The organism is Brevibacillus sp. BD137 (assembly GCF_041644655.1).
Taxonomy (GTDB): Bacteria; Bacillota; Bacilli; order Brevibacillales; family Brevibacillaceae; genus Brevibacillus; species Brevibacillus brevis_D.
Window position 1 is genome coordinate 408,666 of record NZ_JAOTNO010000002.1, and the last position, 25,504, is coordinate 434,169.

At 47.5% G+C, this 25,504-nt stretch carries 25 protein-coding genes and 1 riboswitch; of the genes, 7 read left to right on the forward strand and 18 right to left on the reverse strand.

The features are described from left to right. Positions 1 to 36: 36 nt before the first annotated feature. Positions 37 to 777, reverse strand: coding sequence for a 2-phosphosulfolactate phosphatase (locus ODZ53_RS05220; RefSeq protein ID WP_372676404.1), 741 nt, complete (start codon positions 775 to 777; stop codon positions 37 to 39). Positions 778 to 891: 114 nt separating this feature from the next. Between ODZ53_RS05220 and ODZ53_RS05225 the strand changes: the two genes are divergently transcribed. Next, entirely contained in the window at positions 892 to 1,338 is a 447-nt protein-coding gene (locus tag ODZ53_RS05225) for a hypothetical protein (RefSeq protein ID WP_372676201.1), read from the forward strand. A gap of 169 nt (positions 1,339 to 1,507) precedes the next feature. Here ODZ53_RS05225 and ODZ53_RS05230 read toward each other — a convergent pair whose 3' ends face one another. After that, the gene (locus tag ODZ53_RS05230; RefSeq protein ID WP_007729289.1) at positions 1,508 to 1,711 is read right to left on the reverse strand and encodes a cold-shock protein; all 204 of its coding nucleotides are present in this window, start codon (positions 1,709 to 1,711) and stop codon (positions 1,508 to 1,510) included. 430 nt (positions 1,712 to 2,141) lie between these two features. On the opposite strand from ODZ53_RS05230, the gene ODZ53_RS05235 reads away from it, so the two are divergent. Continuing rightward, on the forward strand, positions 2,142 to 2,486 hold the full coding sequence (locus ODZ53_RS05235; protein ID WP_242466828.1) for a rhodanese-like domain-containing protein: 345 nt from the start codon (positions 2,142 to 2,144) through the stop codon (positions 2,484 to 2,486). A gap of 84 nt (positions 2,487 to 2,570) precedes the next feature. Then, positions 2,571 to 2,728, forward strand: a riboswitch (cyclic di-AMP (ydaO/yuaA leader). Positions 2,729 to 2,735: 7 nt separating this feature from the next. Beyond that, positions 2,736 to 3,536: a CAP domain-containing protein gene (locus ODZ53_RS05240; RefSeq protein WP_372676202.1), complete on the forward strand. Its 801-nt coding sequence runs from the start codon at positions 2,736 to 2,738 to the stop codon at positions 3,534 to 3,536. A 64-nt stretch (positions 3,537 to 3,600) separates the two neighbouring features. On the opposite strand, the gene ODZ53_RS05245 is transcribed toward ODZ53_RS05240, so the two are convergent. From ODZ53_RS05245 to def, 3 genes are all read right to left on the reverse strand, one after another. Continuing rightward, positions 3,601 to 3,753: a hypothetical protein gene (locus ODZ53_RS05245; RefSeq protein WP_372676203.1), complete on the reverse strand. Its 153-nt coding sequence runs from the start codon at positions 3,751 to 3,753 to the stop codon at positions 3,601 to 3,603. A gap of 100 nt (positions 3,754 to 3,853) precedes the next feature. Further along, positions 3,854 to 4,864, reverse strand: coding sequence for a homoserine dehydrogenase (locus ODZ53_RS05250; protein WP_372676204.1), 1,011 nt, complete (start codon positions 4,862 to 4,864; stop codon positions 3,854 to 3,856). Then, positions 4,861 to 5,421, reverse strand: coding sequence for a peptide deformylase (gene def, locus ODZ53_RS05255; protein WP_372676205.1), 561 nt, complete (start codon positions 5,419 to 5,421; stop codon positions 4,861 to 4,863). The genes ODZ53_RS05250 and def overlap by 4 nt, the downstream gene beginning before the upstream one ends. A gap of 178 nt (positions 5,422 to 5,599) precedes the next feature. On the opposite strand from def, the gene ODZ53_RS05260 reads away from it, so the two are divergent. Then, positions 5,600 to 6,907, forward strand: coding sequence for an aminotransferase class I/II-fold pyridoxal phosphate-dependent enzyme (locus tag ODZ53_RS05260; RefSeq protein WP_199929393.1), 1,308 nt, complete (start codon positions 5,600 to 5,602; stop codon positions 6,905 to 6,907). Between the two features lie 120 nt (positions 6,908 to 7,027). Here ODZ53_RS05260 and ODZ53_RS05265 read toward each other — a convergent pair whose 3' ends face one another. The 10 genes from ODZ53_RS05265 to dacB all read right to left on the reverse strand — a co-directional run bounded on the left by ODZ53_RS05265 (position 7,028) and on the right by dacB (position 19,853). Continuing rightward, positions 7,028 to 7,933, reverse strand: a complete 906-nt coding sequence (locus ODZ53_RS05265; RefSeq protein WP_372676206.1) for a DMT family transporter — start codon at positions 7,931 to 7,933, stop codon at positions 7,028 to 7,030. Between the two features lie 61 nt (positions 7,934 to 7,994). Continuing rightward, positions 7,995 to 9,170: an acyltransferase gene (locus ODZ53_RS05270; RefSeq protein ID WP_372676207.1), complete on the reverse strand. Its 1,176-nt coding sequence runs from the start codon at positions 9,168 to 9,170 to the stop codon at positions 7,995 to 7,997. 127 nt (positions 9,171 to 9,297) lie between these two features. Beyond that, a complete protein-coding gene (locus ODZ53_RS05275) occupies positions 9,298 to 10,092 on the reverse strand; it encodes a YqjF family protein (protein ID WP_372676208.1) in 795 nt (264 codons plus the stop codon). Positions 10,093 to 10,098: 6 nt separating this feature from the next. Continuing rightward, positions 10,099 to 11,511: an FMN-binding glutamate synthase family protein gene (locus tag ODZ53_RS05280; RefSeq protein ID WP_372676209.1), complete on the reverse strand. Its 1,413-nt coding sequence runs from the start codon at positions 11,509 to 11,511 to the stop codon at positions 10,099 to 10,101. A 134-nt stretch (positions 11,512 to 11,645) separates the two neighbouring features. After that, positions 11,646 to 12,860, reverse strand: coding sequence for a DUF418 domain-containing protein (locus ODZ53_RS05285; protein ID WP_372676210.1), 1,215 nt, complete (start codon positions 12,858 to 12,860; stop codon positions 11,646 to 11,648). Positions 12,861 to 12,992: 132 nt separating this feature from the next. Beyond that, entirely contained in the window at positions 12,993 to 14,336 is a 1,344-nt protein-coding gene (gene brnQ, locus ODZ53_RS05290) for a branched-chain amino acid transport system II carrier protein (RefSeq protein WP_372676211.1), read from the reverse strand. A 183-nt stretch (positions 14,337 to 14,519) separates the two neighbouring features. Continuing rightward, a complete protein-coding gene (locus tag ODZ53_RS05295; protein WP_372676212.1) occupies positions 14,520 to 15,212 on the reverse strand; it encodes a YheC/YheD family protein in 693 nt (230 codons plus the stop codon). 38 nt (positions 15,213 to 15,250) lie between these two features. Next, entirely contained in the window at positions 15,251 to 15,643 is a 393-nt protein-coding gene (gene panD / locus ODZ53_RS05300) for an aspartate 1-decarboxylase (protein ID WP_372676213.1), read from the reverse strand. Between the two features lie 84 nt (positions 15,644 to 15,727). Then, the gene (locus ODZ53_RS05305; RefSeq protein WP_372676214.1) at positions 15,728 to 16,792 is read right to left on the reverse strand and encodes an Ldh family oxidoreductase; all 1,065 of its coding nucleotides are present in this window, start codon (positions 16,790 to 16,792) and stop codon (positions 15,728 to 15,730) included. A gap of 166 nt (positions 16,793 to 16,958) precedes the next feature. Further along, positions 16,959 to 19,853, reverse strand: a complete 2,895-nt coding sequence (gene dacB, locus ODZ53_RS05310) for a D-alanyl-D-alanine carboxypeptidase/D-alanyl-D-alanine endopeptidase (protein WP_372676215.1) — start codon at positions 19,851 to 19,853, stop codon at positions 16,959 to 16,961. Between the two features lie 179 nt (positions 19,854 to 20,032). Here dacB and ODZ53_RS05315 point away from each other — a divergent pair, with 179 nt between their 5' ends. Continuing rightward, positions 20,033 to 20,575 (forward strand): hypothetical protein, encoded by a 543-nt coding sequence (locus tag ODZ53_RS05315; protein WP_372676216.1) that lies wholly within the window; start codon positions 20,033 to 20,035, stop codon positions 20,573 to 20,575. 263 nt (positions 20,576 to 20,838) lie between these two features. On the opposite strand, the gene ODZ53_RS05320 is transcribed toward ODZ53_RS05315, so the two are convergent. The 3 genes from ODZ53_RS05320 to ODZ53_RS05330 are packed head-to-tail and all read right to left on the reverse strand — an operon-like array spanning position 20,839 to position 23,243. Continuing rightward, positions 20,839 to 21,570, reverse strand: a complete 732-nt coding sequence (locus tag ODZ53_RS05320; RefSeq protein ID WP_372676217.1) for an ABC transporter permease — start codon at positions 21,568 to 21,570, stop codon at positions 20,839 to 20,841. A 12-nt stretch (positions 21,571 to 21,582) separates the two neighbouring features. Then, positions 21,583 to 22,332 (reverse strand): ABC transporter permease, encoded by a 750-nt coding sequence (locus ODZ53_RS05325; RefSeq protein WP_372676218.1) that lies wholly within the window; start codon positions 22,330 to 22,332, stop codon positions 21,583 to 21,585. Next, entirely contained in the window at positions 22,332 to 23,243 is a 912-nt protein-coding gene (locus ODZ53_RS05330; RefSeq protein ID WP_372676219.1) for an ABC transporter ATP-binding protein, read from the reverse strand. Before ODZ53_RS05330 ends, ODZ53_RS05325 begins: the two co-directional genes overlap by 1 nt. A 152-nt stretch (positions 23,244 to 23,395) precedes the next feature. Here ODZ53_RS05330 and ODZ53_RS05335 point away from each other — a divergent pair, with 152 nt between their 5' ends. Beyond that, complete coding sequence (locus tag ODZ53_RS05335; protein WP_372676220.1) at positions 23,396 to 24,109, forward strand: response regulator transcription factor; 714 nt, start codon at positions 23,396 to 23,398, stop codon at positions 24,107 to 24,109. Further along, positions 24,110 to 25,492 carry a sensor histidine kinase gene (locus ODZ53_RS05340; RefSeq protein WP_372676221.1) on the forward strand — a complete coding sequence of 461 codons (1,383 nt, stop codon included), beginning with the start codon at positions 24,110 to 24,112 and terminating at the stop codon, positions 25,490 to 25,492. The last annotated feature ends 12 nt before the right edge of the window (positions 25,493 to 25,504 follow it).

Genomic DNA, 25,504 nt, shown 5'->3' on the forward strand with positions numbered 1-25,504 from the left:
ATGGTTACCGAATGAGGGGTTCTTTATGCGAAAAGACTAAATTGCTACGTACGCAAAATCATCGTTAAGCACTGGAACTGCGCCACTCTGATTCCACTGCGCTGCAAGTTCGACATCTTCCGGGTACCCCATACTGATCAGTTCTTGGCCAGAAGCGCATGTCTTCAAGTAAGCAGGAAGATGATCTTGGGTCGCTCGAAAGGCTGCCACTGCTATTTCGGCCTCTGGTGACAATCGATGCCCCTCCAATTCATGAAGCAGCGCACCTGCCGCAATCATATCTTCAATAGCAGGACGCAATGCTCCATTTCCCCACCGTTCACCGCAAGCAATGACGGTTACGGTTCCATTCTGCTGCTGTATGTATCTGGCCACAGATGGCGCGTTTCGCAAGCACGCAGCGATTACCTTCGCACCTGTTTTCTTCGCCAACACGGTACAGGTCGATCCGTTTGGCGAGGGTAATACGATTCTACTTCGCATTGGAACCGTTTTCAGACAGGCGGGCGAAAGGGAGATTGGTTCTCCGCGTTTTCCAGCGAGCAGGGCTGCTTTTTGTTTGGCGAATGCTACGGTTGACTCATCCTTTACCTGATAAGGATAGACGATACCTCCTCGTCCCGTTACGATATCGACACACGTGCTGAAGGAGAGCACATCGATAATGACGATCATATCCGATGCTGCCCCGACCTGTTCTACCCCTTCGTATCCCCAATCAAATCGAGCTGTATAGTCTAGTTGTTTGCATACAGTTCTATCTCCCAACCCCTCCACCATCCTCTATCAAAAATAGGTACTCGTCCCCTTACGTTCGCCGTTACAAATTAAGACAAGAAACAATATCGTATTATTGTCCCACTAGATTACACAAGAATGGAGTGAACATGGATGACTGAAATCGAATACGACGACGATCAAGGTAATTCGGAAAAAAGAAATCACAAACGCCCAAGAAGAAATACTGTGAGAACGACCGGTATTTTGCAAAACAACCTCGCCCGTGCTCTCACCGCTCACCTCGACCTGGTAAATCTGAACACAGAACCGGTTGAAGTACGTGTGCAAGTATTAAACTGGGGTAACGCAGTTACGCAAACGAATCCAGTTAGCACCTTGCTTGACATCACGCAATTTATCCCTGCGAATACTCGCACTGCTTTCAATGCGCTGATCCCCGCTTCTTTCCACTATGAAGTCCGCCTTACCGTAGCAGAAAACAACAGAAATGTCCTTCTCACCACTTATGGCCGTACTACTATCGGCGGCGGTCAAGTTGTTGGTCTTACCGTTCTTGACAGTCAATTCCAAACTGTCGAAATCGAAACTTGTATTTAACTATCTTGCAGGAAGAAAATGAGGAATTATGGTGGGACGCCATAGTTCCTTTTTTATCCATTCGTATGCAGGAAAAGGCGCTTGGGACGATCCCAACGCCTTTTTGCTTCTACGACCACGACAAAAAAAGAAACTGCCCTCGAAAGGACAGTTTCTTTGAAAAGGAGACTTACAGTTTTACTACGTTCTCAGCTTGTGGGCCACGGTTGCCTTGAACGATGTTGAATTGAACTTTTTGACCTTCGTCCAAAGTTTTGAAACCGTCACCTTGGATTGCGCTGAAGTGTACGAATACATCGTCTCCGCCTTCTACTTGAATGAAACCGAAACCTTTTTCTGCGTTAAACCATTTTACTGTTCCGTTCGTTTGCATCTAAAAAAACCTCCAAAAATTCAATTTGAATATGCTAGTCATATTTACCGAAGCAAATAAAGCTCACATATCATGAAGAAATACCAGATCATGTGCGATGATACGCCTTCATGATATGTGAATTTTACTTATTCAGCAAATATGCGAATGTCATAGGACGGAACTGCAAAATAAAAAACTAAACCTTTTGAAAACCTAAAACAATGAAAGCCCTTCCTCTCTTCCATCCTTGCGGCTCCGAAGACCGCGCCAGTGTGAATCGGGGATTCAAAAATGTTATCCATCAGCATACAAACACCTCGATGAATGATTAGGTATCAATTTTTCAAGTAGCAACCTCATTCTACCATGGTTGTCCAAAAAAAGCAACCGTTCACCCTTATTCTGGACGAAGCGGGACTCTGATACAATAGGATTGGGAGGGATTACATTGCAAAATCATATTTTGACAACCATTCAATTATCCGAAATGCTTGAAAAGAAAGTGCCCGTACTTTTATTGGACGTACGCGACGCCGAGAAATTTGTTTCCGGCAGCCTCGTTCACGAAAACGCATCGACGCAAAACGTCCCCTATCTTCTTATGAAAGAACAGGACAAGCCACTTGATGAAGAAACCGAAAAACTCGCGCAAAATGTCCAGATCGTTACCTTATGTACAACAGGTAACAAAGCTCAAAAAGCTGCGGCTCTCCTTCGTGAGCATGGTTTCCATGCAAATGCATTGGAAGGCGGCTTAACTGCCTGGAAGGAACAATCAAACGAACCGAAATGAGCCTAATTTATCAACGATTCTAGCTATTTGCCATATATTACTCCTTTATTTCGATTGGGATTGTCTGATATCGTTGTTCATGCCAAACGAAATAAGCCGAGACTTCCTCCTTGAAAAGGAAGTGCGGGGGACTTTTTTGTGGATGACCTATTCCACATTGGGGTGAATCGCCGAACTGGCGTAGGGTTGTTTCCTCAATCCGAATCCGACAACTAACCTCGTAGGCAAAAAAAAGGAGAGATTTGTTTTATGAAACGTTTTGGTTCTGTTACAATCGCGATGACTCTTGGTCTGGGCTTGGCTTTGACAGGGTTTGCTTCTTCTGCTTCCGCAGCATCTAACTGCCCATTGAAGAACGGACAATTCCAATTCAATGTGGGTCAAAATATGGGACAATTCCAAAAAGCACCAAATGCTCAACAGTTCCTTAACTTTTTCCAAAAGCAAGGCTTTGTTCCTGGCCAGCCACAAGCAGTACAGCTGATGCAACCTGTTAAGCAAGGACAAGCTACACCTGTACAACAACCATGCCCGTATCAACCAGGATCTTTCCAACAAGCACCCGTACAACAAGCTCCAGTACAACAAACACCAGCACAACCAGTACAAACAGCACCAGCACAACCTACCAATAATGTCACTGAGCCTGCCGCTCCAGTAAATCAAGCGGATCAAGCTAAGACGGGTGATTTTGCGAAACAAGTCGCGGATTTGGTAAACCAAGAACGTGCAAAAGCAGGTCTCAAGCCTGTTCAAATGGATGCAACACTGTCCAAAGTAGCTTTGGCAAAAGCACAAGATATGTCTGCTAACAACTATTTTGACCACAACAGCCCAACGTACGGTTCCCCATTTGACATGATGAAGCAGTATGGCATTCAATACTCGACTGCAGGTGAGAATATCGCCATGGGTCAACAGAGTCCACAAGAAGTCATGCAACAATGGATGAACAGTGAAGGCCATCGCCAAAACATTATGAACCCTGACTTCACAAAAATTGGTGTAGGCTTCACAAATGGCTACTGGGTACAAGAATTTATCGGGTAACACGCTTTGCACGAAACGAAAAGCCGGTGTCTCTTAATCGAGACCCGGCTTTTTCGTGTAGGCATTATTCCGGCTGTGTTTCAGAAGCCTGTTTTTTGGGGGTACAGCAGCTTTCCTGCTCATCTAGCAAAGCAACGTTCTTTTGATTCATTTCTTGCTTGGTTGGGTAAGCAGATACTTGCTGCAGCTCGGCATTGACATCAGACGATTGCTTCATCCGTATGGCCCCCTCACCGTTTTTGGTGGTGCATCCCTAGTATGCACGCGGTTCTAAACGACTCATTCCTAAGGAACACTGGAAGCACATGCAAATGAACCTATCTGCTAATAATATGTTCAAGGTCTTTTAAGGCAGCCGCTGCTGCCGCGACAGGATCTGATTTTCCTCCAACGACCAATAAATCCCCCATGACATCGGTTTCTACCCGGATGGCTTTTGTCGTACCTGATACGGATGCAAACGGATGGGTAAAATCCACCGCACACAGTTCAACTGCTACAGAAACCGTACCATTCGCTTCCTTTTGGATCGTTCCGATCAGCTTGGGAATCTTCGCATGCTTTTTCCACGTCTCGATTTGTAACGAGGTTATTTCGCGAATACTTGTGCGTGCGATATCGGTTAGATTTACTTGCCCGCCAAAAGCTGCGTTTGCCAGGATCGTGAGCTTCGAAGCTGTATCCCAACCATCGATATCGTAAGAGGGGTCCGGTTCGGCAATCCCCATCTTCTGAGCGAGCTCGACTGCTTCTGTACAGGTGAGCCCCTCTTCCATCATTTTTGTGAGCACGAAGTTCGTCGTTCCCGTAAAAATACCTTCGACTCGTTTTACTTCACAGCCTGCCAAGTTATACTGCAAAAGATCGATCGTCGGCAGAGCTGCTGCTGTTGCTCCACTAATTTTCAACGCGGTACCATGTTTTTTGGCAAGAGCGGCCAAACCAGCATAATCAACAACAAGCGCACCTTTTGAAATCGCAATCGCATGCATGGCATTCTCCAATGCATACCGAATATAAGTCAGACCAGGTCCCCCCTCTTTTTCAGATGGACCTGCCTCGATGAGTACGTCTGCTTGAACTGATTTGATAAATTCCAGCGCGTTCCAAGAAGCGTTCCCTGCTTGTTTTGTATGAGCATAGTCTTCCCATTTCCCTGAATCGATTCCGTTCTCATCATAGAGGCCGGAGGATGAACGAACGATTCCCACGAGTCTGACATCCGCTTCATATAGCTCGCGGTACCGCTCCCGTCGCTGTTCCAGCAGTCTGGCTACCTGCTGTCCTACTGTTCCGAAGCCTGTCACCATAATATTCCAACGTTTCATGAGTCAATCTCCTTGCTGTTTATGCTTCGTTTATTTCCACCATTTTTTCTATTTTTATCTTGTATCCGGTGCAAATCCTTGCGATTCAGTTTCTTTCCTGTTTTTGCCGAGTAGAGCTCTTCCGTATGATCAATAAACAATATTCCTTCCAAATGGTCCATCTCGTGCTGAATACACCGAGCAAGGAAATCTTCAGCTTCGATTGTCTTTGTTTCTCCTTGACGGTTCAGCGTCTGGACTTTGACATAATTCGCCCGACGAACGATTCCGAAAACACCTGGGATCGAAAGACAAGCTTCCTGCCCTACCTGCTCACCTGATTTTTCCATCAACACCGGATTGATTAGTTCAATCAAGCCGCTGCCGCAATCCATGACAACCAAACGCTTCGGGATACCAATCTGGATCGCAGACAAGCCTGCTCGACCTTTCGCAGCGTAAATGGTTTGGGCCATATCATCCAATATCTTTTCAACCTGCGGAGTAATGGATCGTACTCTTTTTGAAGTTTCACGCAAGATAGGGTCCCCCAGGCGAACGATCCTGCGTTCAGCCATTTCCTTCTCCCTCCCGCATTACTCAGTTTTCGATTTCAAGGTAGCAAATCAGGTCCTCGCTGTCAAAAAGAACCTCGCAAAATCTGAAATATCCTCTTAGGCAAGGGTGACAAATGCATGTAGATACGCTATCTTTATTGGTAAAGATAGATGTTTGTATATGAAAAGGGAGGCTACCATGCATTCATTGGCATCAACGCTGAACGAAACCATCCAACGAGAAAACCCGCACGTGTATGAAATGCTGTCCGATATCGCCAAGCTGATCTATTTCCCAAAAGAGGGGATTCTCAGCCAATCGGCAGAAGCGAAAGCAAAAGCGAAAAAGTACAACGCAACCATCGGGATTGCACTGGAAAACGGTCAACCGATGCACCTTAAGGTCATCCAAGATAACCTGTCTGCTTACCAGCCAAAAGACATTTACGAATATGCGCCCCCAGCAGGAAAGCCTGAGCTGCGTGCAGCATGGCGCAAAAAAATGATCGAGGAACAGCCTTCACTGGCTAATCATACGTTCAGTAATCCTATCGTTACAAACGCTTTGACGCATGGCCTGAGCATCGTGTCGGATTTGTTCGCTGACAGCGGCGACAGTGTCATCATCCCAGACAAAAACTGGGAAAACTACGAGCTTACTTTTTCGATCCGCCGTGGTGCGGAAATGGTCTATTACCCATTATATAACGACGAGATGAAATTTAATGCTGCTGCTTTGCGCGATGCCATTCTCGCACAAAAAGACAAAGGCAAAGCCATCGTCGTACTCAACTTCCCGAATAACCCAACAGGCTATACACCAGGCCCAGAGGAAGGAAAACAAATCATCGCTGCACTCAAAGAAGGCGCAGAGGCTGGAATCAACATTGTTGCAGTGACAGATGACGCGTACTTCGGCTTGTTCTTCGAAGATTCGATGCACGAATCTCTCTTCGCTGGCCTGTGCGATGTTCACCCTCGCATTCTGCCTGTAAAAGTAGATGGTGCTACCAAAGAGGATTACGTATGGGGCTTCCGCGTTGGCTTCATTACGTATGCATCCCCGTCCAGCGACTTGCTCAGCGCTTTGGAGCAGAAGACAATGGGAATCATCCGCGCGACTCTTTCCAGCGGATCACATCCTTCCCAAACGTTCGTCCTGCAAGCAATCACAGCACCGGAGTACAAAGCACAGAAGCAAGAGAAATTCGATATCATGAAAGGCCGCGCCAACCGCACCAAGGAAGTGCTCGACAGCGGTAAATACGATGACGTGTGGACCTACTATCCATTCAACTCTGGCTACTTCATGTGCCTCAAGCTAAAGACTGTCGAAGCAGAAACATTACGCCAGCACTTGCTGGAACAGTATGGCGTGGGTACAATCGCTCTCGGTCGAACCGATTTGCGCATTGCCTTCTCTTGCATTGAAGAAGAAAACATAGCGGACTTGTTCGAATTAGTCTACAGCGGTGTGAAAGATTTGGAAAATGCATTGACCAAATAACAAGCTCTATTGCAAAAGCGTCTTGACCTCGTGTCAGGGCGCTTTCGTTTTCCTTTATAAAAAAAGACCCGGATACCCACGAAATATAAATGCGAGGGTTTCCGAGACCTTTCCATCAAACTATTTCCATTCACTTTCCATCGAACGTATACGACGAGGCTGCTGTGTACCGATAAAAATGGAGGCAAGCACCAGGATCATCCCCACCCCATGCAACCAAGTAAATGCTTCATTCAAGAAAAAGACAGCCACGAGAGCAGCACTTATCGGCATCATTCCGGTGAACAAGCCCGCTTTGGATGCCTCCACCTTCTCCACCCCTTTGTACCAGAGAAAGAAGGATAAGACACTGGCCGTAACCGCATAGTACACGAGAAGCCACCAGACATTTGCAGGTACGGCACTCCAATTAAATCGCAAGCTTTCCCAGATCGCAAACGGAAGAAACAAGACAAAGCTGATGACATTAATCGCAGCCGTCATTTGAAAAGGCGTAATTTTCCCAGACAGTCTTTTGGCGAAAATCGTGAAAAGCGCTTCGCTGACGACTGCAAAAAATACGAACAAATTGCCAAGCATGCTTACCCAGTTTTGCTCCACTCCGCTACCTGTGAACGTAATGAAGCCGATGCCGCCGACTGAAAGACCGATTGCCACTAAGCTGTTGGCGTGTAATTTTTCCTTGAGAATCCAGAACGAAAACAAAGCGATGCAGGCAGGTACTGTACTCGTAATGATACCGGCGGCAGTAGCAGTCGTCCACTGAACGCCGTACAGCATGCAAATACTAAACAGAAACACGCCGAAAAACGACTGCCAGAATAGCACCTTGCCTTCCTCACGGCTCCAAGACGTTTTCCATTCTCCACGCATAGCGAGCAACGGCAATAGGATGACGATCGCAAGCAAAAAGCGCAGCTCCGAAAACAAAAACACGGGAACATGGGAAACAATTTCTTTCCCGATGGAGATGTTGCTTCCAACCAAGGCCATAGCCATGGCTAACTGTAAGTAAGCGAACAGCATGACAACCCGCTTCCCCCTTCAACCTCCTACCATTCTCTGCATCTGGCCAAACTGCCTGCGATTATCCTGCGTTTTGCCATTCTTTTTGAGAGGACGGAACCTTTTTTGTCTTTTTCTCGGCTGCTCCCACTAGCCAGGAACCAAACGGCAGTTTTCCCAGCCCATATGATAGGGCAAAAGAAAGAATCGTGCACAAGACGAATGCGACCACACTCCCCCACACGCCCGTGTGAAAAAGCTGGAGCTCGCGCAAAAGCTTCATCAAGTACGTTAAGATCAGCGCATGAATCAAATAAGCTCCATACGAATATTTCCCAAGGAGTCCTAGCCAATGTGTCCATTTGGACTGCTTCTTGCTCATCCATAGGCAGAGCGCGTACACAGCCAGTAAGCAAGCCATCGTATAGAGGAACATGGACGGCTTCAAGGATGTCGCTACGTTTAAATTGATCTGGCCTTGCCCTGAATCACGGAAAAGCTCATACCCAATGACTGCGTACAGGACACCAACCGAAATGATGATCCATTGCCAGTATCTTTTCAGCATGGCACGAAATGCAGGCAACGTGAAGGCGACCAAGCCACCGAACAAAAAGTAATAGAAATAATAGAACGCATTTCGATCTCGGTATTTGATGAAATACGTATCAAGCCAATTCATATCGAATCGGAAGCCGTGCGCCGGGATGTACCGCGCTGAAAACCACATGAGGCCCCCATAGATCAATCCGGTGACACCAAGAGCGAGAACTAGACGGAAGCGGCTTGTCACGAATCTGCGGAAAAGTTCAAATACTCTTTGCCAAAACGGATACAAAAGATAGAACTGAAAAATCATCACGACGAACCACAGATGATACGAGGATGTCCCTGTCAGGAAGTTTTTGCTTACATTCCAAATGAACGCTGCTCCATCACCCAGGGGCTTCTCCATCAAGTAAAGATAAACCACCGACCACACTCCATACGGAACCATAATTTCGGATATCCGTTTACGCGTGAAAGAAATATAGTTCACTTTTTCGGAGTAGTTGTAAAACAATACAAGACCCGTGATGAAAATGAATGCTGGAACCGCGAATTTTAGCAAATGAAACAACATTCCGTAGATGATCGACACCTGCTCTGTCAATCCCGGCTCACGGATGTATACACCAATGACATGCTGATAAACCACAGCCAAGAATGCAAAGGCCCGGATCAGATCCAACTCACCAATTCGTTCTTTTCGAGCCATAACCAAATACCAGATCCTTCCTATTTTACGAAAAAAAGTGCTACCTCCCATCTTACCGACCAAAAGTCAGTCTGACAAGTCTCAAATCGAAAAAGACTGATACCCTTAGGAGTAGTATCAGTCACCACTATCCACCTTGATCTGAAGATAAATCCGCTAGGCTGCGAATCGGCCAAATCAGGCTTTGTACCCCACGTGCATACAATGCTAGATGCGGAGTATCCGTGAGTGAGATCGACAGATTTTCGGTCATCACGTTTTCACGAATATGAAAGGCTGTCTCCTGTAGCTGCCACGGCTCGTGTACTACATCCGCAAACATCAATTGCTTCGTTCTGTCACACCTGCAAAAGAGCGTGTATCGCTCTGTCAGCCAATGCACCAGCGTTCCCTCTTTGGCGAAAAATTTGTCACTGAGAGGCTGGTAGCTGCCTTTGAACGAAGGAGTCTGAGATAGACCAGATAGGCGTCGAGAGGTGAAATCAATCCGATCCGCTTGGCGATGAAAAGCCATTTGGGCCCGATAATACGGCAGTCTGTACCAAAATTTCGCAATCTTGATCACGAGGGGATTCGACGTATCCAGCGAAAGAAAGTACACGCCCGTCTTCCCTTTCGCCTTCACATACGTCCGCACATTTATTTCAGGGAAAGTCGTCGTGAATGGTACAGAGGGCATCCGCCGCAGACGCACGCCACTCAGCAAAAACGGGATAATACTAATCCATGCCTTGCCATCGTAAGTATCGAGCTCAAGCCCTGCTGGAATCAGCGCTTTGATAGACGCCGGGGAAATTGCCCAATGTAAAAAAAGAAGATGCTCCCACGTCTGTGTCATGGTCCATCCGTTATACTGGGCAGGTGACTTGATTTGGATGATCCTCTGTTCGATACGAATCCCTCCCATTCGTACGTCGATCAAGCGATTTTAACTGGAAGAGGATGAATGATAGGCAAGGGGTACTTTCGTCACTTTGCTCGTCATCTCATCGAGTGAGACGAGATCCGCAGCGGTCACTTCACAAAGAGACGTTTTCCCCAGCGCGAGAATGGCAATTTCCATCTCATCCACAAACGAAAGAAAAAAGTTAGTCAAGTATTTCGCGGCTGAATCGGGGTCGAATTTGTTTTTCAAGCTCCCTGGATAGGTGATCAGCTCTGTCGGTGGTTCCCATGGTATTGCTTTTGTCACCTGATCATGAGTCATCGCCCACAAAAGAGCCGTCCCCATAAAGATGCCGTCTGCTCCCAAAGCAATCGCTTTCAAGCACTCACCCGGAGTATTATATCCGCCCCCAGACAATAAGGTAATTCGTTCTTTCACACCTTTTTTCTCCAAATAGCGCACGGCGCGGGTCAGGGCATAAATCGTTGGCAAACCGAAATCATCCTCCAGAATTGGAGGTCCTCCTTTTGTCCCCGCTTGTCCGCCATCAATACTGATAAAATCTACACCGGCTTGGATGACAATCTCCAGGTCTTTTTCAAGAATGGCACTGGCGCAGATTTTGACGCCAATCGGGACGCCGTCTGTTATGGTACGCAGCTTGTCTACGAGCTGCTTGAGATCTTCCGGCTTCTGTACTTCCGGATGCCGCGAAGGAATGACGATCATTTCTTCGTCCTGAACCCCCATGATTTCAGCAGCTTTTCCCTGAATATATTCAGCGGGGATAAAGCTCGCGGAAGCTGCAGTCGCCCCCTGTCCAAAATGGATTTCGATGGCGTCCGCCTGTCGCAAAATTTCCGGCTCCTTTGCCCACTTTCCCGAGTTGTATTGGAGAATCAGATGTTTGGCGAATTTCCTTTCTTCCGGCAGTAACGGACCTTCACCCGTATTCGTCAAACTCCCCACGGCGGCCGTTCCTTTTGCAATCGCGATTTTCACATCCTCACTTACACCGATACCGTATCCCATCGCCCCTGCCATGATCGGAATGTCCAAGGTTAACGGCTTTTTTGCCATGGGTCCAATCGTGATTTGCATATCCACTTCTATATCCTCACTCGCAGGCATCTTGGCCAGCTGTGCAGGAGAAAATATCAAGCTATCGAAGTTCAAGAACTTACGTGGACTTCCGAAAGGACGTTCGATGGCTTGTCCAGTAGCTGCTCGCAAACTGTTCTCCAGAACATAGCGTGGACTGACTTTGGTCATTGCAGAGACCATCTCGAAAATATTTTCCGGATAGCGGTCTGACATAAGGCGCTTCATGAACTTGGCGAGTAGCCACTGTGTAAGAGGACGAAAAAGACAGATCAAAAGCAGTCCCACCACGATGAGTGCTACCATCGATCCTACAAAGGAGCCGATCAAAAACGGAATCCAGTTGCCAGCCATCCTCTTTCTCCTTCCTACTTTTCAGAGCGCTGCTGCTTGTTACCCGGCTTGTGAGATAGGAAAATTTTGCCCCAACCCTTCCACTTTTATCCGATGCTCTACCCTCACGCTGAAGGAACAAAAAAACGTCCACCTTAACTGGACGTTTTCGAGAGAAGCCCTCCTTTTCGTTTCATTGGTACAAATTTGCCGTATGTCAAACAGCGCCAAAGCCATTCTGCCGGACCAAACTGATAGTTGGCGAGCCACCAGCGACTAGCCAAGATTTGCGCAAAGAAGATCACCAAGCTCAGCACCAATCCGAGCGCCAACCCAGACGTTCCATATAAATGTCCAACACGTACAACCAATATGACGATGATGGTTTGGCTCAAATAGTTGCTTAATGCCATTCTGCCGACCGGTTCCAAATGCTTTAGTATGCGCTGTCCGCTCTCTTTCCGATAAAGAAGCAGCAGTGACGTGATGTAAAAAGCGCACAGACTAAGACCGCTCCAGGTGACAAAAGTCTGAACGGCGACCGAGATCGAGGCAGGGAATTTTACGAAGCCAAATTGAACAAGCGGAATCATCGGTACAAGCACAACACTCAAGCTCAGCGCCAGCCACCATACGCGGCGAATGGCTGGAATAAATTCTTCCGTCCTAGCAAATACTCCTCGCTTGGCTGCCAAGAATCCGAATAAAAAGAGAGGAAGTACCGATAGGATGACAAAAAACTCAAAGGGAAGAACTACCGGAATTTCGTAACCAAGACGGAATTGCAACCTCTCGATAATCGACCCATTCGTATACGTATTGATTGCCTTTTGAATGAGCGATGACTGATCTGGCATAGAACCCAGGTCCTCGGGAACAGTCAGAATAAGAGCAGACAGGGTCTGCATACCAATCAAGAGCGTCCACGCCCATCTTTTGATTGTCTTTTCTTGCCTGTGGTAAAACAGCAACAGGAGAAAACCAGCTAGGGCGTACGTATGAAGAATGTCTCCATACCAGAGGAAAACGAGATGGGCCATACCGAAAATCAGCAGAACTGCTAATCTGCGAGTAAATAGGCTCCGATAAGGCAACTGCTTGCTCTCGGCGCGATGCATAAACAGAAAAAAACCTACCCCAAACAAAAACGAAAAAATGGTGTAAAACTTCGCTTGTACAAACATGTTAAACAAAAGCCGTATCCAAGCATCTATTTCCGAATGGGTATTGACCATCCCTGCATCTGGTAAGAACATGATGGGAAACAAAAATGACGGCATATTCACTAGCAAGATCCCCAAGAGGGCAAAGCCTCGAATCCCATCTAGCTGTCGGATTCGCTCACCTTCTGCAACAGGTGCTACTTTCACGTCAATGAACCTCCTCAACAACCCCCAAGATTTAACACTTTTAATACGAATGAATCTTGAAAAAAGTAACAAAATGCTTCTTCCACACCAAAAAGAGCTTCGCAAAAACGAAGCCCTCTCTTTCGTCCTGCCTTATTTGGATGGGGTGGTTGTTGTTCCTGTTCCTGTGCGGTCTGTCCTTTTCCGAAAGTCGAGCAAAACCCCGACAAAACCAGCAAATATTGCTGGCATGATCCAACCCGCCCCTTCCTTATAAAACGGAAGGACACCCAAGATATCGTTCCAGCTCTGATGAAAAAACGTAAGATTCATCAAATCCACGACACCAAAAACCGTCACAACGGCGACTGTCGTCATATACACAGACGAATGTGCAGATATCCAGCGCTCAAGCAACGCCAACAAAATGAGTACGATAGCAATCGGGTAAATGGCCCCCAAGATCGGGACAGATACACTTAAAATCTCCGATAGACCCAAGTTTGCGACACCCATGCTCAGGACACAGAGAATAATCGCCCATGCTCTGTAGGATAAGCTTTTGAATCGTCCATGAAAGTATTGACTGCAAGAAGTTACGAGTCCGATGGATACACAAAGACAGGCTACAGTGAAGATGACACCAAGAATCAGCGTACCGCTTGTCCCAAATAGCTGCCTCATGATTGCTGTCAGGAGCAGCCCGCCATTCTCTGGCCGTCCTAAAGACGCACCGGATGAACCAAGCAATCCCAAAATGACATAGATGAATGTCAGCAACATACCTGCTCCAATGCCTGCCTTGATCATATTCGCAGACAGTTGCTTTTTGTCCTCAATTCCCTTGCTACGCAGTGTATTGGCGATCACGATACCAAAAACGAGTGCAGCCAAAGCATCCATCGTTAAATACCCGTCCAGAAAACCTTGCACAACTGGATTGGTGGCATATTTTCCTGCTGGTACCCCCGTAGGACCAAGTGGTGTGAATAAGCTCTTCACGTAGATCAATGCAATCATAGTCAACAGTGTAGGCGTCAGTATTTTCCCAAAGCGATCAATCAATTTGGAAGGAGTCAGACTGAACCAAAAGACAATGCCAAAAAATACGAGTGTATAGAGGAAAAGACTCCAGGGGGAATCAGCTGCTTGTCCCGGCAAAAATGGCGCCATTCCCATCTCGTACGCGAGACTACCTGCACGCGGGATAGCAAGTGCGGGTCCAATCGACACATAAATCAAAATAGGAAAAATAAGAGCAAAGCTTGGATGAACACGACTTGCCAATTGGTAAAAGCTCCCTGCCTTTGCGATGGCAATCACACCAAGAATGGGAAGACCAACAGCAGATAATACAAAGCCTGCAATCGATAGCCAAACAAGGGAACCAGCCTCTTGACCCAGATAGGGTGGAAAAATAAGGTTTCCTGCACCAAAAAACATTGAAAACAGCATAAAACTGACCAGCAGCATTTCTTTCTTAGACAAGGTTATCATCGACGTGTATATTACCTCCCACCTTATTGAGAGGCATTCTATCAATTTTTGCGTTTCTTCGCTAGTAGCAACGCCATAGTTGTAATTGAAAGATTTTTCTCACTACCATTCGTTGTAAAAAAACAGAGAAAACCACCTGTCCATCTCTCACCGTTTGAACAACATCGACAAGTGGTTTTCCTCTTATCGTTTTCGCATGGAAACAATTCGTTTGTAAAAGGTCTTATCCTCCAGCTTTTGAAAAAGAGCAAGAGAAGGTCGGAAGTTGGCCTCAATAATCCACGGTTTGCCATCCACATCAATCCCTAAGTCCAAACCGATCTCCCGGAGTGTCGGATAGACTCTTCCCAATCGATTAGCTACTGCCGATGCTATCATGCGGATATCACGCAAGAGATGCGGGCCCGCTTTTATATTCGACAGCTTGATTGCAGTCTGGATGGGCAAAACTTTTCCACGGCTGCGAGCCACATTTGTCACGATAAAGCCCGGACCTGCAAGCTTTGCACACCACCCCGTTATCACCCAAGGCTCCTTATTGCTCCTGCGCTGGATCATGACACGCACATCAAAAGGCTTGCCCTTGATTTTCCCGAGTGGGATACGTGGCTGGAGCAGGTATGTTTTAGGTCGAAACAACGACTCCACGTATCGGATCGTAGCCTCCTTCCCCTCCACGAGACGCTTACGACTCCCACTATGGACCAAATACTTCTCTTCTCCTCGCGCCGTTACTTGAATAATCCCTGCCCCACCGCCGCCTCCCGAAGGCTTCAGCATCACGTGTGTAAACGCTTCTGCATACTCCCAAAGCTCTTCAGGAGAGTACACGCGGGTTTTGGGCAAATACTCCAGCAAAAGTTCGTCTTTGACCATGTGCTTATGCTTGCCCCATTTTCCTACGTTTGGCGGTTTTATGGCAGTGTCTCTCCATTCTTTATCAGATGATGCTCCTCTATTTTCGTGATGCGATTCTGTTCGTCCACAAACACGACCTTGGGAACGAGCTGTTCCATCTCGGTTTCATCGTACATGCCCATACTCAAAATGATGACGAGATCTCCCGGCGAGAATAAGTGGGCAGGTGGACCGTTCAAACAGATGACTCCGCTTCCCGATGCTCCGGGTAACGCGTATGTTTTCCAGCGCGTGGCATTACGCAAACTGGTTACTTGCACGATTTCATAAGGCTTGATATCTGCCGCATCCATGAGAGCAACGTCAATTGTGATACTCCCCACGTAATCCAGTTCGGCCTGCGTAACTGTCGCCCTGTGAATTTTGCCTTTGCACATGTGTCGTTGCATAGACGGTTCACTCCTTTCCAAACCGATGACATTAGTCTATGTGGGATGGATTGTCCATGAAACCACCTGCGAAAGGAAATCTGGTTAGGGGAGATAACACGCTGCCTGCAAATCGACTCCATAGGTGCGGCATAATTGGCTCAGTTCTTTTGTCAGATTTGGATCGAGAGGAATACCGTTTTCCATGCGTTCTTGCTTTTTTCGGCTCTCGATCTCCCCAGGAATGAAAATTTCCGTGATACCTTCTTTCCTAGGTACACTTTTCACCTCACGAATGTAGGCATCCATATTGGCACAAAAATCGGGGAGTGACATAAATCGTTCAATATTCACTGTCAAGAATAGATGTCCTACATTTTGTGGATCGTTCCAATTGTCATATAGGCTTTTTACATGTGGTCCCGTTGCTGCACCCGTTAGCAGCCCACACAAGATATCGATGAACATCGCCAATCCGTATCCCTTTGCTCCCCCGATCGGCAAAAGTGAGCCTAGCAGGGCTTTTGTGGGATCAGTCGTTTCCTTCCCATTGGCATCGATGGCCCAATCTGCAGGAATGGATTCTCCTTTTTTAACGGCTAAGGCGATTTTTCCCCTGGCAGCAACACTTGTAGCCATATCTAGCAAAAAGGATGGCTCTTCTCCTGCAGGTATTCCCGCCGCAATCGGATTTGTTCCGAAAAAAGGGCGAATCCCCCCTGTTGGCGCCATGGCTTCGGGGGCGTTGGAAAGAACAATGAGTATCTTTCCTTCAGTGATCGCTCGTTCTGCATAGTACGAGCAGGAGCCAAAGTGGTTGGAATGACGAACACCAACTAGGCCGATTCCCATCTGCCGCGACAATTTAATCGCTTCCTCCAATGCCGCAACCCCGACTACCGCACCCAAATGGTTTTTGCCGTCTACCAGTGCTGTTGCTCCCTCCTGTTTCCATACCACAGGTTCATCATTCAATTCGATCAAGCCTGCTTCGATTCGTTGGATATAGATCGGCAGCCTCGCCAAACCATGGGATTCGATGCCGCGCAAATCAGCATGGATGAGGGATTCTGCGACAAGCCTTGCATGCTCATGTCTGGCACCTGCCTGTACAAGCACTTCTGTTACGACTTGCTCCAAACGCTTCCAATGAAAGAGTGCAGGGTGCATCTTTTCTTTTTCCCCTCCTTCACCGCTGTTCTATACTTCGCCTGCTTCCTAATCTGAATATAGATATGTCGCGCGTTGATTGACCGCTACAGGCATTGACCCAGTTCAGGAGACGATACCAACAGAAAAAGGAGCACCCAGTAATTGGCACTCCTTTTTCGTATATCTATTCGTAACTGGCTAGTATCGTAATAATCTGATCCTGCATCTTGGTAAACAGCTCTTCATCCTCTACATAGCCATTAAATAGAATCGAAACGATGAGCTTCTCCCCGCCTTTTGTCGTGATATAGCCTGACAGTGTGTTCACACCCGTCATCGAACCTGTCTTCGCATGAAGATTATTTGCGGCAGGTGTGTCCTTCAAGCGGTTTTTCAGTGTACCATCTATTCCCGCTATGGGTAAAGATTCATCATAAGCGGCAAATGTTGATTCTTTGGTCATCCCTTCAAGCACAGATGCGATCTGCCGAGCAGAAATTAGATTGTAGCGGGTCAAACCAGATCCATCCATCATGTCGAAGGTCGTATTCCCGCCAAGTGAAGCTACGGCTTCCTGAACGACCTCTGCACCACTGGCTGCGCTCCCTTTGCCTTTCTTTGCCGCTCCGAGCGTCTTGAGGAGCATTTCTGCGTAGTAATTGTCACTTCGCTTGTTGAGGTACTGAACGATGTCCTTGAGCGGCAATGACTCAAATTGTGTCCATTTCACAGCTGCTGGAGGAACTGGCTGGATCAGCACTTCGCTTTTTGGAGCAAACGCAATTCCTTGCTGCTGCAACGTTTCCCTCAGTACGGTCCCCACGTACTTGGCTGGCTCCTCCACAGGTACGCGCTCGTAATCCCCTTCGTGATCAAGCGGGAGGTTCCCTGACAGTCTGATGGTATTTGCTCCACGGTCACGCAGGATCGCAAACGTATTTTCTTCCCCTTTTTGTACGGTCTTGGCTTCATTGATCACCTGCACATACGCTGTTTTGGGTAGCACATTGATGTCCACTGGCTTGCCAGCATCGTTAGCGGGCTTGAATTCGATCATGACCGTCCCTCGGTTTAATGCGAGAGCACCTATGGTCGGGTTGTAATAGTAGCTCTCGTCATCCCATGCCCAGCCGAGGCCAAGCCGTTGTTGATCAAAGTAGCTGTCATCCATCACGAGGTTCCCGTTGATACGCGTGATTCCTTGTTGCTTGAGCCACCCTGCTATTTTTTCAATCGACACACCTTCCTGCACCTGGAGTGCATTCTCCGTATGCAAGGTAGGGTCACCGTATCCTTTCACATACAGATTGCCCTGTTGTATACCGGAAGCGGTGATCGGGGCATCTCCATACACTTCTGTTTTAAATACGTAATCCGAGCCAAGCTGGTTCAACGCTGTTGCGGTCGTCAACAGCTTCAAATTCGAAGCAGGGGTAAGCAGTGTGTCTGCATCCCTCTCGTATAAAACAGGGTCGCCTGTTGTATCCAACGATTTGATGATGATTCCAGCCGTTACCCCTGCTGCTTCCGGCGTATCAAGGATAGGATCGATCAAAACAGAGAGTGGGTACGACTTTTTCTCTGGAAGGCTGAATCCTTCCGGTGCTGCGATATCTGGGTAGGTTGTTAATAAAATTCCGATTCGATCCTGTAGCTCCCTCGCATACTTCGATTTATAGATGCCGTTGATTAAAATCGAAAAGGCCAGCTTATGACCATTCCTTGCTGTTACATAACCCGACATGGTATTGACTCCGCTTAGCGAACCTGTCTTAGCAAACAAATTCTTTTCTGCACTGGTTCCTTTCATGCGGTTTTTCAAGGTACCGTCTACTCCTGCGATTGGGAGTGATTTTTCCAGTTCCGTTCGATATTCTTGCCCCTGTAAAAAGATAAGCGCTTCGATCATCTGCTCTGGAGTGATCATATTAAATCTCGATAACCCCGAGCCATCGACCTGACGGAAGCCTGACTCAATGCCAGCGCGCTTCATCACGTCTGCTACCGCTTCACTGCCTGCTTCAAAGCTGCCCTCGCTTTTCTGGGTGACCCCCAGCGTCTTTAAAAGCATCTCCGCATAGAAGTTGTCACTATCCTTGTTGAGCTCCACCGTGATCTCACCTAATGGTTTGGACAAGTGGGTATAGAGAGGCACTCCGCTTTGCAGCACGGTTTTCTTCACTTCCGCCTTCGGATGTAAGGCTATCCCTTGTTTTTGCAACTGATCCTTCCATAGATCGCCTGCATAAAAAGCCGGGTCTTCCATCGTGACATCTTCATCATAAGGAGCTGCTTGCACCCCGATCGTACCGGATACGATGATTTCATTTTTTCCGCGCGGACGCTCGACAAGCACGTTGCTCTCCTTGCCCGCTGTCGTTTTCAACTGGTTTGTGACTGTTATGTATGTGGTAGCTGGGTTCATCGTCAGGACGGGGGCATCGTTCACCGTTTTTCCAGGGGTTGCGGTTAGGGTCGTAACGTTTTTATTTATGGCTAATCCACTTATCTGAGCGCTGTACCCATACGGTTCGTCATCCCACATCCAGCTCGTGCCCAGTCTGGTCTCATCGAAATAGCTATCATCGAGAAGGAGGTTTCCATTGATTCGTTTGATCCCCAAATCTTTGATGGCTTTTACCATTTGCTGCAAATCGTCCGGGGTCAGGCTAGGGTCCCCATAGCCTTTTAAAATCAGATCACCTTGCAAAATACCTCCGTTATTTACCTTTCCTGAAACAAACACCTCGGTCTTCCATTGATAATCCGGCCCCAGCTTATCCAGACCCGCAATGGTCGTAAACAGCTTCATGTTGGAAGCCGGGATAAAATTACGTTCGGCATTGTGCTTATATACGTACTTTTTGTCGGTTAGATCGTAGACCGCAATTCCAGCGTACATCCCCTTGCTATTCTCATCGTTTTTCAAATCGGCGAGGAATTTTTCTATGTGGAGTGCAAGAGGACTAGAAGAAGTGGCCTCTTCCTTGGCTAGCGCAGGCGAAGCTGCTACCTGCAACAAAAGAGCCAACACGAAAAACCACGTACCGACACGTCGAAAAGCAAATAAATGATTCATGATAACCTCCTTGTCATAGTCTGGGCGATTTCAACCAACAAATCACAGTACGCCCCCATGATAGCACGTATTCTATTTATTCGGAATATTACCATTATACTAAAAACACACAGGAATGAACGATACCCATTCCGTTCATACTACCTTCAAGACTTCTTTTGTTTGGAGGAAATGGTTTCATGTTCTATCAATTGCTGCTTTGTCTGTCACTTCTCTGCAGCTTTTCATTCCCTGTCCATGCCCAAACGGACATCGGGCGGGTACAAGTAGATCCCGCCTCCTTTTCTTCCCTTGGGGAGCTCGTCAAAAAGTGCGACTTGATCGTCATCGGGCGGGTAGACGGTACCCATCGGTCGTATCCCACGGGACGCACCCTTGCCCAAGGCAAGATTATGAACTACACACAAAGACTTCAGGTAAAAAAGACCGTAAAAGGCACAGCAACCAGACTATTAACAGTGGTTAGCACTGGCGTAGAGCCGCTTCCTGATGCCTCCAGTCCGCTCAACCTGCAATATCCTGGGCCGCTGGCGGAAGGGAATTATTTATTGTTTTTACGAAAAGTGAGCGGATCACAGCTGTACAGTACGGCAGGTCTCTGGCAAGGCATTTATCCAATCTATCAAGGAAAAACAATTGCTCTTTCCAACCTTGGCTTTACCGAGCTGAACCGGCTATCACAAGAAGAAGCTGTCCGAAAAATAACAGCGATATCCCGCTAACACTACAGCAAAAAACCGCTCTATGAAACGAGCGGTTTTTTGACGCTTCCATCATGTGCTGTCAGTTGCGCATCACGTAGATAAAAATCACCATAGACACAGCACAAGCGAGTACACTGAGAATAAACCCCCAGATCACCCATTTGCTATTCGTCTTGTTTATGTGTTTATCGTCCATGGAAACTTCTCCTCATTCGATCATTCACCTTCTATTATAAGGTTGTTTGACAGGAAAGGGAAACCGTTAATATGGCGAAAAATTATTAAAGACCTTCTATCGTAAGACGACGAATCCCCAGTGCACACCCGCTCGTCACGAACAGTACACACATGACCACAAACGCCCCCAGCTCTCCTAGTGACAAACTTTCTTGACTGAGCACGCCCATGCCAATCGTCAAAAGTGACTGGGGAAAGAACATCCCGAGCCCAGACACATACAAGCCCAACCCTACAAAAACAGAGCAAACACTAATGCCGACAGGTACAGCAAAGCTCTGTATCCGCGTAGAAAGCCATAGCTGGAAGGAAATAATGGTGAGCGAAGCCAGCCAGCCTCGCAGGATCCATCCGAACACTTCCAAAGGAAACGAAAAATGTGCATGTAGTCCAGCGATGAAACCCGCGCAAATATACAGCACGAAGAAGAAAAGCTGCACACCAAAAAGAAGAACGCCAACCACCACCAGCTTCGCGAAAAAAATCGTTGGAGTCGATACAGGCGCTGTCAGGATGACATTCCAGTTTCGGTTTACATGCTCCAATCTGCACGCAAACGAACAGCAGATCGCGATGAGAATGGGCAAGAAAAATTCTCCGTAGAACAAGCTCACCTGCGTCCATAGGCTGTACCAGCCATTTTGCAGGATCGCTTGGTTCATCCAGTAGTTGGCAAAACCGATCAGCGTACTGAAAACAGGAAGCACAAGCAAAACGAGCCATATACGCGAGCGTCGAAGCTTTACCCATTCTGCTCCCAAACATCTGATTAGCATACAAGGTCCTCCCTATACGTCTTGCCGGGATACGTGAATGCTCCCAGCAAGGTAAAATGCGATGCCCATGAATACGACGATGATCGGTAAAGAAAGACCGATTTCTCGTGTAGTAAACCGCATCGTTTCGTTCACGTACTGATACGTAACGGGCGAAAAGTCTACATAGTACGACCAGATGAAAAGGCGTCCGACTTGTGGCGGAAACAAGCTCGCTGTCATGCCAATGAATCCCCCGATCATACCGAGGCATAGGCTGAATGCCTGATTTTTGATGGCGAGAGAGACCCATTGTTGCAGTGCAATCACCACGAGGTTTGTCACCGTGGTTCCTACTACAAAGCGGAGGAATAGGCCAATCGGGACTGGCTCGGCTAAACCAAAGCCAATGCCAAAGGCCACGATCGCCAAAGCTTGTAGAATGACGGCACCCCCCATCAAAACAGCCGCAGAGACGAATTTTGCCGCATAAACAGCTTTCCTACTGACAGAAGCAGCCATCAGCAGCTTCCATGTACGCCCTTTGTGTTCCATATCACAAATCCGTGAAACAATGACAGCCGAACCGATCGGCAAAAACAATCCGTTCATAGCTGTAATCGTGACCAGTATGGCGCTCCACGTCTGCGCATCCGGATTTTTTGTCATGGAGATACTGACAGCCATAAACCCCCATGCCAGTTCGATACTCAAAAGAATGGCGAGCATGAGAAACAAACGCTTATGTCGAATTTTATAAAACTCCAGCCAAAGCATCCGCATTACAAACTTCCCTCCTTGCCTGTAAGGGAAAGGAAAATACTCTCCAAGCTTTGTTTGTGCACTTCAATGCGATAAACATCAATGCCCGCCATCATCAGCGCCCGGTTTGTCTCCGCTACCTCTCTATCCCCCATCTCTTCCATCACAAGGAAGCCATCTTGGAGACTTGGAGAAAGCTCCCGATCTTGAAGAACTCTTCTCGCTTTGTCATTGTCCTGCGTTTTCAACCAAACACGAGGCCGACTATTCCGTTGCAGTTGGTCCATACTCCCTTGAAACAAGAGTTTCCCCCCGTGGATAATGCCAATGGACGTGGCCACTTGCTCAATTTCTGAGAGCAGATGGCTGGAGAGCAAGACCGTCATTCCATACTGGTGTGGCAATGATTGAATCAATTCCCGAATTTCACCGATTCCCGCAGGGTCCAGACCGTTTGTCGGTTCGTCGAGGATGACGAGCTTAGGAAAATGCAGCAAAGCCATGGCAATTCCCAGACGCTGCTTCATCCCTAGCGAATACTGGTCTACCTTTTTGTTCTGTTGTTTTTCCAAACGGACGATTTGCAAGGCCTTCTCTACTTGTTTGTCCGGGACATCTCGCAACCGCTGCATGACGCGCATATTTTCCAGACCGGTAAGATGGCCGTAATAGGAAGGAGCCTCGATCAAGGAACCCGTCTGACTCAGTATCTCAAGTCGATTCCTGCTAAAATCCTTCCCGAATACAGATACACTCCCTTCAGTCGGCTTGACTAATCCTAGCAGCATTTTCAGAGTTGTCGATTTTCCTGCACCATTTGGTCCGAGGAAGCCATAGACCTCCCCTTCTCCTACCGCAAGATTCACCCGCTGGACGCAATAGGCTCCTCCATAGTTTTTGGAAAGGTTTTCCGTTCGAATCACCGTATTCATCTCTTCTCGCTCCTATCTTTTGGTCTCTCCTACGAAATCATAGAGTCCCAACCCGTCGAAAAGCTGACAAGAATCTTACAACAACCTTAAATCGACTCCGAGTGGGTAGAACACACAAATCGAGCGAGTATAATGAATACGGGTGATTCAATATGGAAGAGTGGAAACAGAAAAAAGTGCTCATCGTGGAAGATGAGCTGGAAATCAGAAACATGATCGATGGATTTTTACGTAAGGAAGGATTCTCTCGAATTTTTCATGCGGGTAGTTGTAAAGAGGCGTTAGTGATATGCGCTTCGGACAAGCCAGATATCGCAATCCTGGATGTCATGCTGCCTGATGGCGATGGATTTGGACTATTGACTTCGATCCGTCGTTTCTCGCAAATCCCTGTCATTTTCCTGTCAGCGAGAGGGGAAGATGAAGATCGATTGCTCGGACTTGGCCTGGGCGCTGACGACTATATTGTGAAACCATTTTTACCGCGCGAGCTCGTTCTTCGTCTCCTGGTCATTTTACGACGTGTTTACGCCCCGCCCCAAATCGATCGTCTGCCCGTTTTCCAGCTTGGTGACAGTACGATCGATTTGGAGGCAGCAATCGTGACGAGAGATCACCACGAACATGCCCTGACTGCCAAGGAACACGCGCTCTTGCGAAAACTCTATGAAAATCGAGGACGAATCGTCACGAGCGATGCCCTGTGCCAATCCGTATGGGGGGACGATTACTACGGGTATGAAAACACCCTGATGGTTCATATGAGGCGCATTCGCGAAAAGATCGAGCCATGCCCGTCCACTCCTGAATATTTGCTCACGGTAAGAGGACTCGGATACAAATTACTCGTAAAGGAAGAGTTGTAGATGGATGGAGCCGCACGAATTTTACGTCGTTATACAGGTGCTTCTATCCTGATCGCCGTCTTTTTGCTCATCGTCAATTACATCATTCTCGGCACATTTGTTTTCAAAGGGATGAACGAGGGCTCTCCTCCCATTCACGTCACACAAGCTGTCGCAGAGGGTCTCCACAAGAACGGTTCCCACTATACATTGGGACCAAATGCACAAGAATGGTTGCAAAAAAGCCAGGCTTGGGCGATGTTGATTGGAAGCGATGGGAAGGTCATTTGGGACTATGTCATACCGAACGAATTGCCCCGCACTTATTCTCTGGCAGAAGTGGCGCAGTTCTCGCGAAATTACTTACAGGACTATCCTGTTTTTGTTTGGGAGCATGAGTTGGGGCTGGTCGTCGTGGGCTACCCGAGGGACAGTCTCGCCAAGTACCAGTTTCATTTTCCGATCAGTTGGTTAAGCGATTTGCCGTATCGATTAGTGGCTTTGCTTTTCGGAAATATCCTGCTCGCCGCTCTTCTCTCTCTGTTCATCGGCTCTCGACTCATTCGGGCAATCCGCCCACTGATTAGCGGGATTCATACTCTGTCAGAAGATCAGCATACACATGTCGAGGCAAAAGGAATGTTCAGCGGGATTGCGCGAAGCATCAATCATGCATCGTCGCTTCTGCAAGAGAAGAACGCTTTGTTAAAAGCCAGAGACGAAGCACGCTCGAATTGGATCGCTGGAATCTCCCACGATATACGCACGCCACTATCAATGGTGCTCGGGTATGCCAGTGAACTGGAAGAGAGCGACGCGGTGCCTTACGAGCAGCAGCAAAAAGCAAGCATTATTCGAAAGCAAGGGGAAAAGCTCCGTTCTTTGGTCAGCGACTTGAATCTCGTTTCCATGCTGGAATACGAAATGCAGCCTATTCATACCAAACCGATTCGGCTATCGACACTTGCGCGGCAAATTGTCACTGACTTTTTAAACAATGATTTGGCAGAGGCGTTTACCATTGAGCTGGATGTCACGACTGAGCAATGCTTCGTAATGGGTGATGAAAAACTTCTCGTCCGCGCCATCACGAATCTGATCCATAACAGCATCGTGCATAACCCATCAGGCTGTCACATCCACGTGCAAACGGCCCTGTCACCCAACCAGCGCAATGCTCTTTTGATTATCACTGATGACGGAAAAGGCATTGAGCCAAGCATGCTGCCTGACTTGGTGGAATTGCCTTATTCGTCGAAAAGAAAATCTCCCTTACAAAATGGTCATGGTCTCGGGTTGCCCATGGTTGCACGTATTGCTGCCGCTCATCATGGACACCTGCTGTTAACAAGCGATACAGGAAAAGGGATGACAGCAGAACTTTGTTTCCCCCTCTCCTCCTAAAAGGAAGACATC

Bases quoted from the DNA above. Each gene is read 5' to 3' on its own strand.
- ODZ53_RS05225 (WP_372676201.1), top strand. From the start codon at position 892: ATGACTGAAATCGAATACGACGACGATCAAGGTAATTCGGAAAAAAGA.
- ODZ53_RS05230 (WP_007729289.1), bottom strand. From the start codon at position 1,711: ATGCAAACGAACGGAACAGTAAAATGGTTTAACGCAGAAAAAGGTTTC.
- ODZ53_RS05240 (WP_372676202.1), top strand. From the start codon at position 2,736: ATGAAACGTTTTGGTTCTGTTACAATCGCGATGACTCTTGGTCTGGGC.
- ODZ53_RS05245 (WP_372676203.1), bottom strand. From the start codon at position 3,753: ATGAAGCAATCGTCTGATGTCAATGCCGAGCTGCAGCAAGTATCTGCT.
- ODZ53_RS05250 (WP_372676204.1), bottom strand. From the start codon at position 4,864: ATGAAACGTTGGAATATTATGGTGACAGGCTTCGGAACAGTAGGACAG.
- def (WP_372676205.1), bottom strand. From the start codon at position 5,421: ATGGCTGAACGCAGGATCGTTCGCCTGGGGGACCCTATCTTGCGTGAA.
- ODZ53_RS05260 (WP_199929393.1), top strand. From the start codon at position 5,600: ATGCATTCATTGGCATCAACGCTGAACGAAACCATCCAACGAGAAAAC.
- ODZ53_RS05265 (WP_372676206.1), bottom strand. From the start codon at position 7,933: ATGCTGTTCGCTTACTTACAGTTAGCCATGGCTATGGCCTTGGTTGGA.
- ODZ53_RS05270 (WP_372676207.1), bottom strand. From the start codon at position 9,170: ATGGCTCGAAAAGAACGAATTGGTGAGTTGGATCTGATCCGGGCCTTT.
- ODZ53_RS05280 (WP_372676209.1), bottom strand. From the start codon at position 11,511: ATGGCTGGCAACTGGATTCCGTTTTTGATCGGCTCCTTTGTAGGATCG.
- brnQ (WP_372676211.1), bottom strand. From the start codon at position 14,336: ATGATAACCTTGTCTAAGAAAGAAATGCTGCTGGTCAGTTTTATGCTG.
- ODZ53_RS05295 (WP_372676212.1), bottom strand. From the start codon at position 15,212: ATGGTCAAAGACGAACTTTTGCTGGAGTATTTGCCCAAAACCCGCGTG.
- panD (WP_372676213.1), bottom strand. From the start codon at position 15,643: ATGCAACGACACATGTGCAAAGGCAAAATTCACAGGGCGACAGTTACG.
- ODZ53_RS05305 (WP_372676214.1), bottom strand. From the start codon at position 16,792: ATGCACCCTGCACTCTTTCATTGGAAGCGTTTGGAGCAAGTCGTAACA.
- dacB (WP_372676215.1), bottom strand. From the start codon at position 19,853: ATGAATCATTTATTTGCTTTTCGACGTGTCGGTACGTGGTTTTTCGTG.
- ODZ53_RS05315 (WP_372676216.1), top strand. From the start codon at position 20,033: ATGTTCTATCAATTGCTGCTTTGTCTGTCACTTCTCTGCAGCTTTTCA.
- ODZ53_RS05320 (WP_372676217.1), bottom strand. From the start codon at position 21,570: ATGCTAATCAGATGTTTGGGAGCAGAATGGGTAAAGCTTCGACGCTCG.
- ODZ53_RS05325 (WP_372676218.1), bottom strand. From the start codon at position 22,332: ATGCGGATGCTTTGGCTGGAGTTTTATAAAATTCGACATAAGCGTTTG.
- ODZ53_RS05330 (WP_372676219.1), bottom strand. From the start codon at position 23,243: ATGAATACGGTGATTCGAACGGAAAACCTTTCCAAAAACTATGGAGGA.
- ODZ53_RS05335 (WP_372676220.1), top strand. From the start codon at position 23,396: ATGGAAGAGTGGAAACAGAAAAAAGTGCTCATCGTGGAAGATGAGCTG.
- ODZ53_RS05340 (WP_372676221.1), top strand. From the start codon at position 24,110: ATGGATGGAGCCGCACGAATTTTACGTCGTTATACAGGTGCTTCTATC.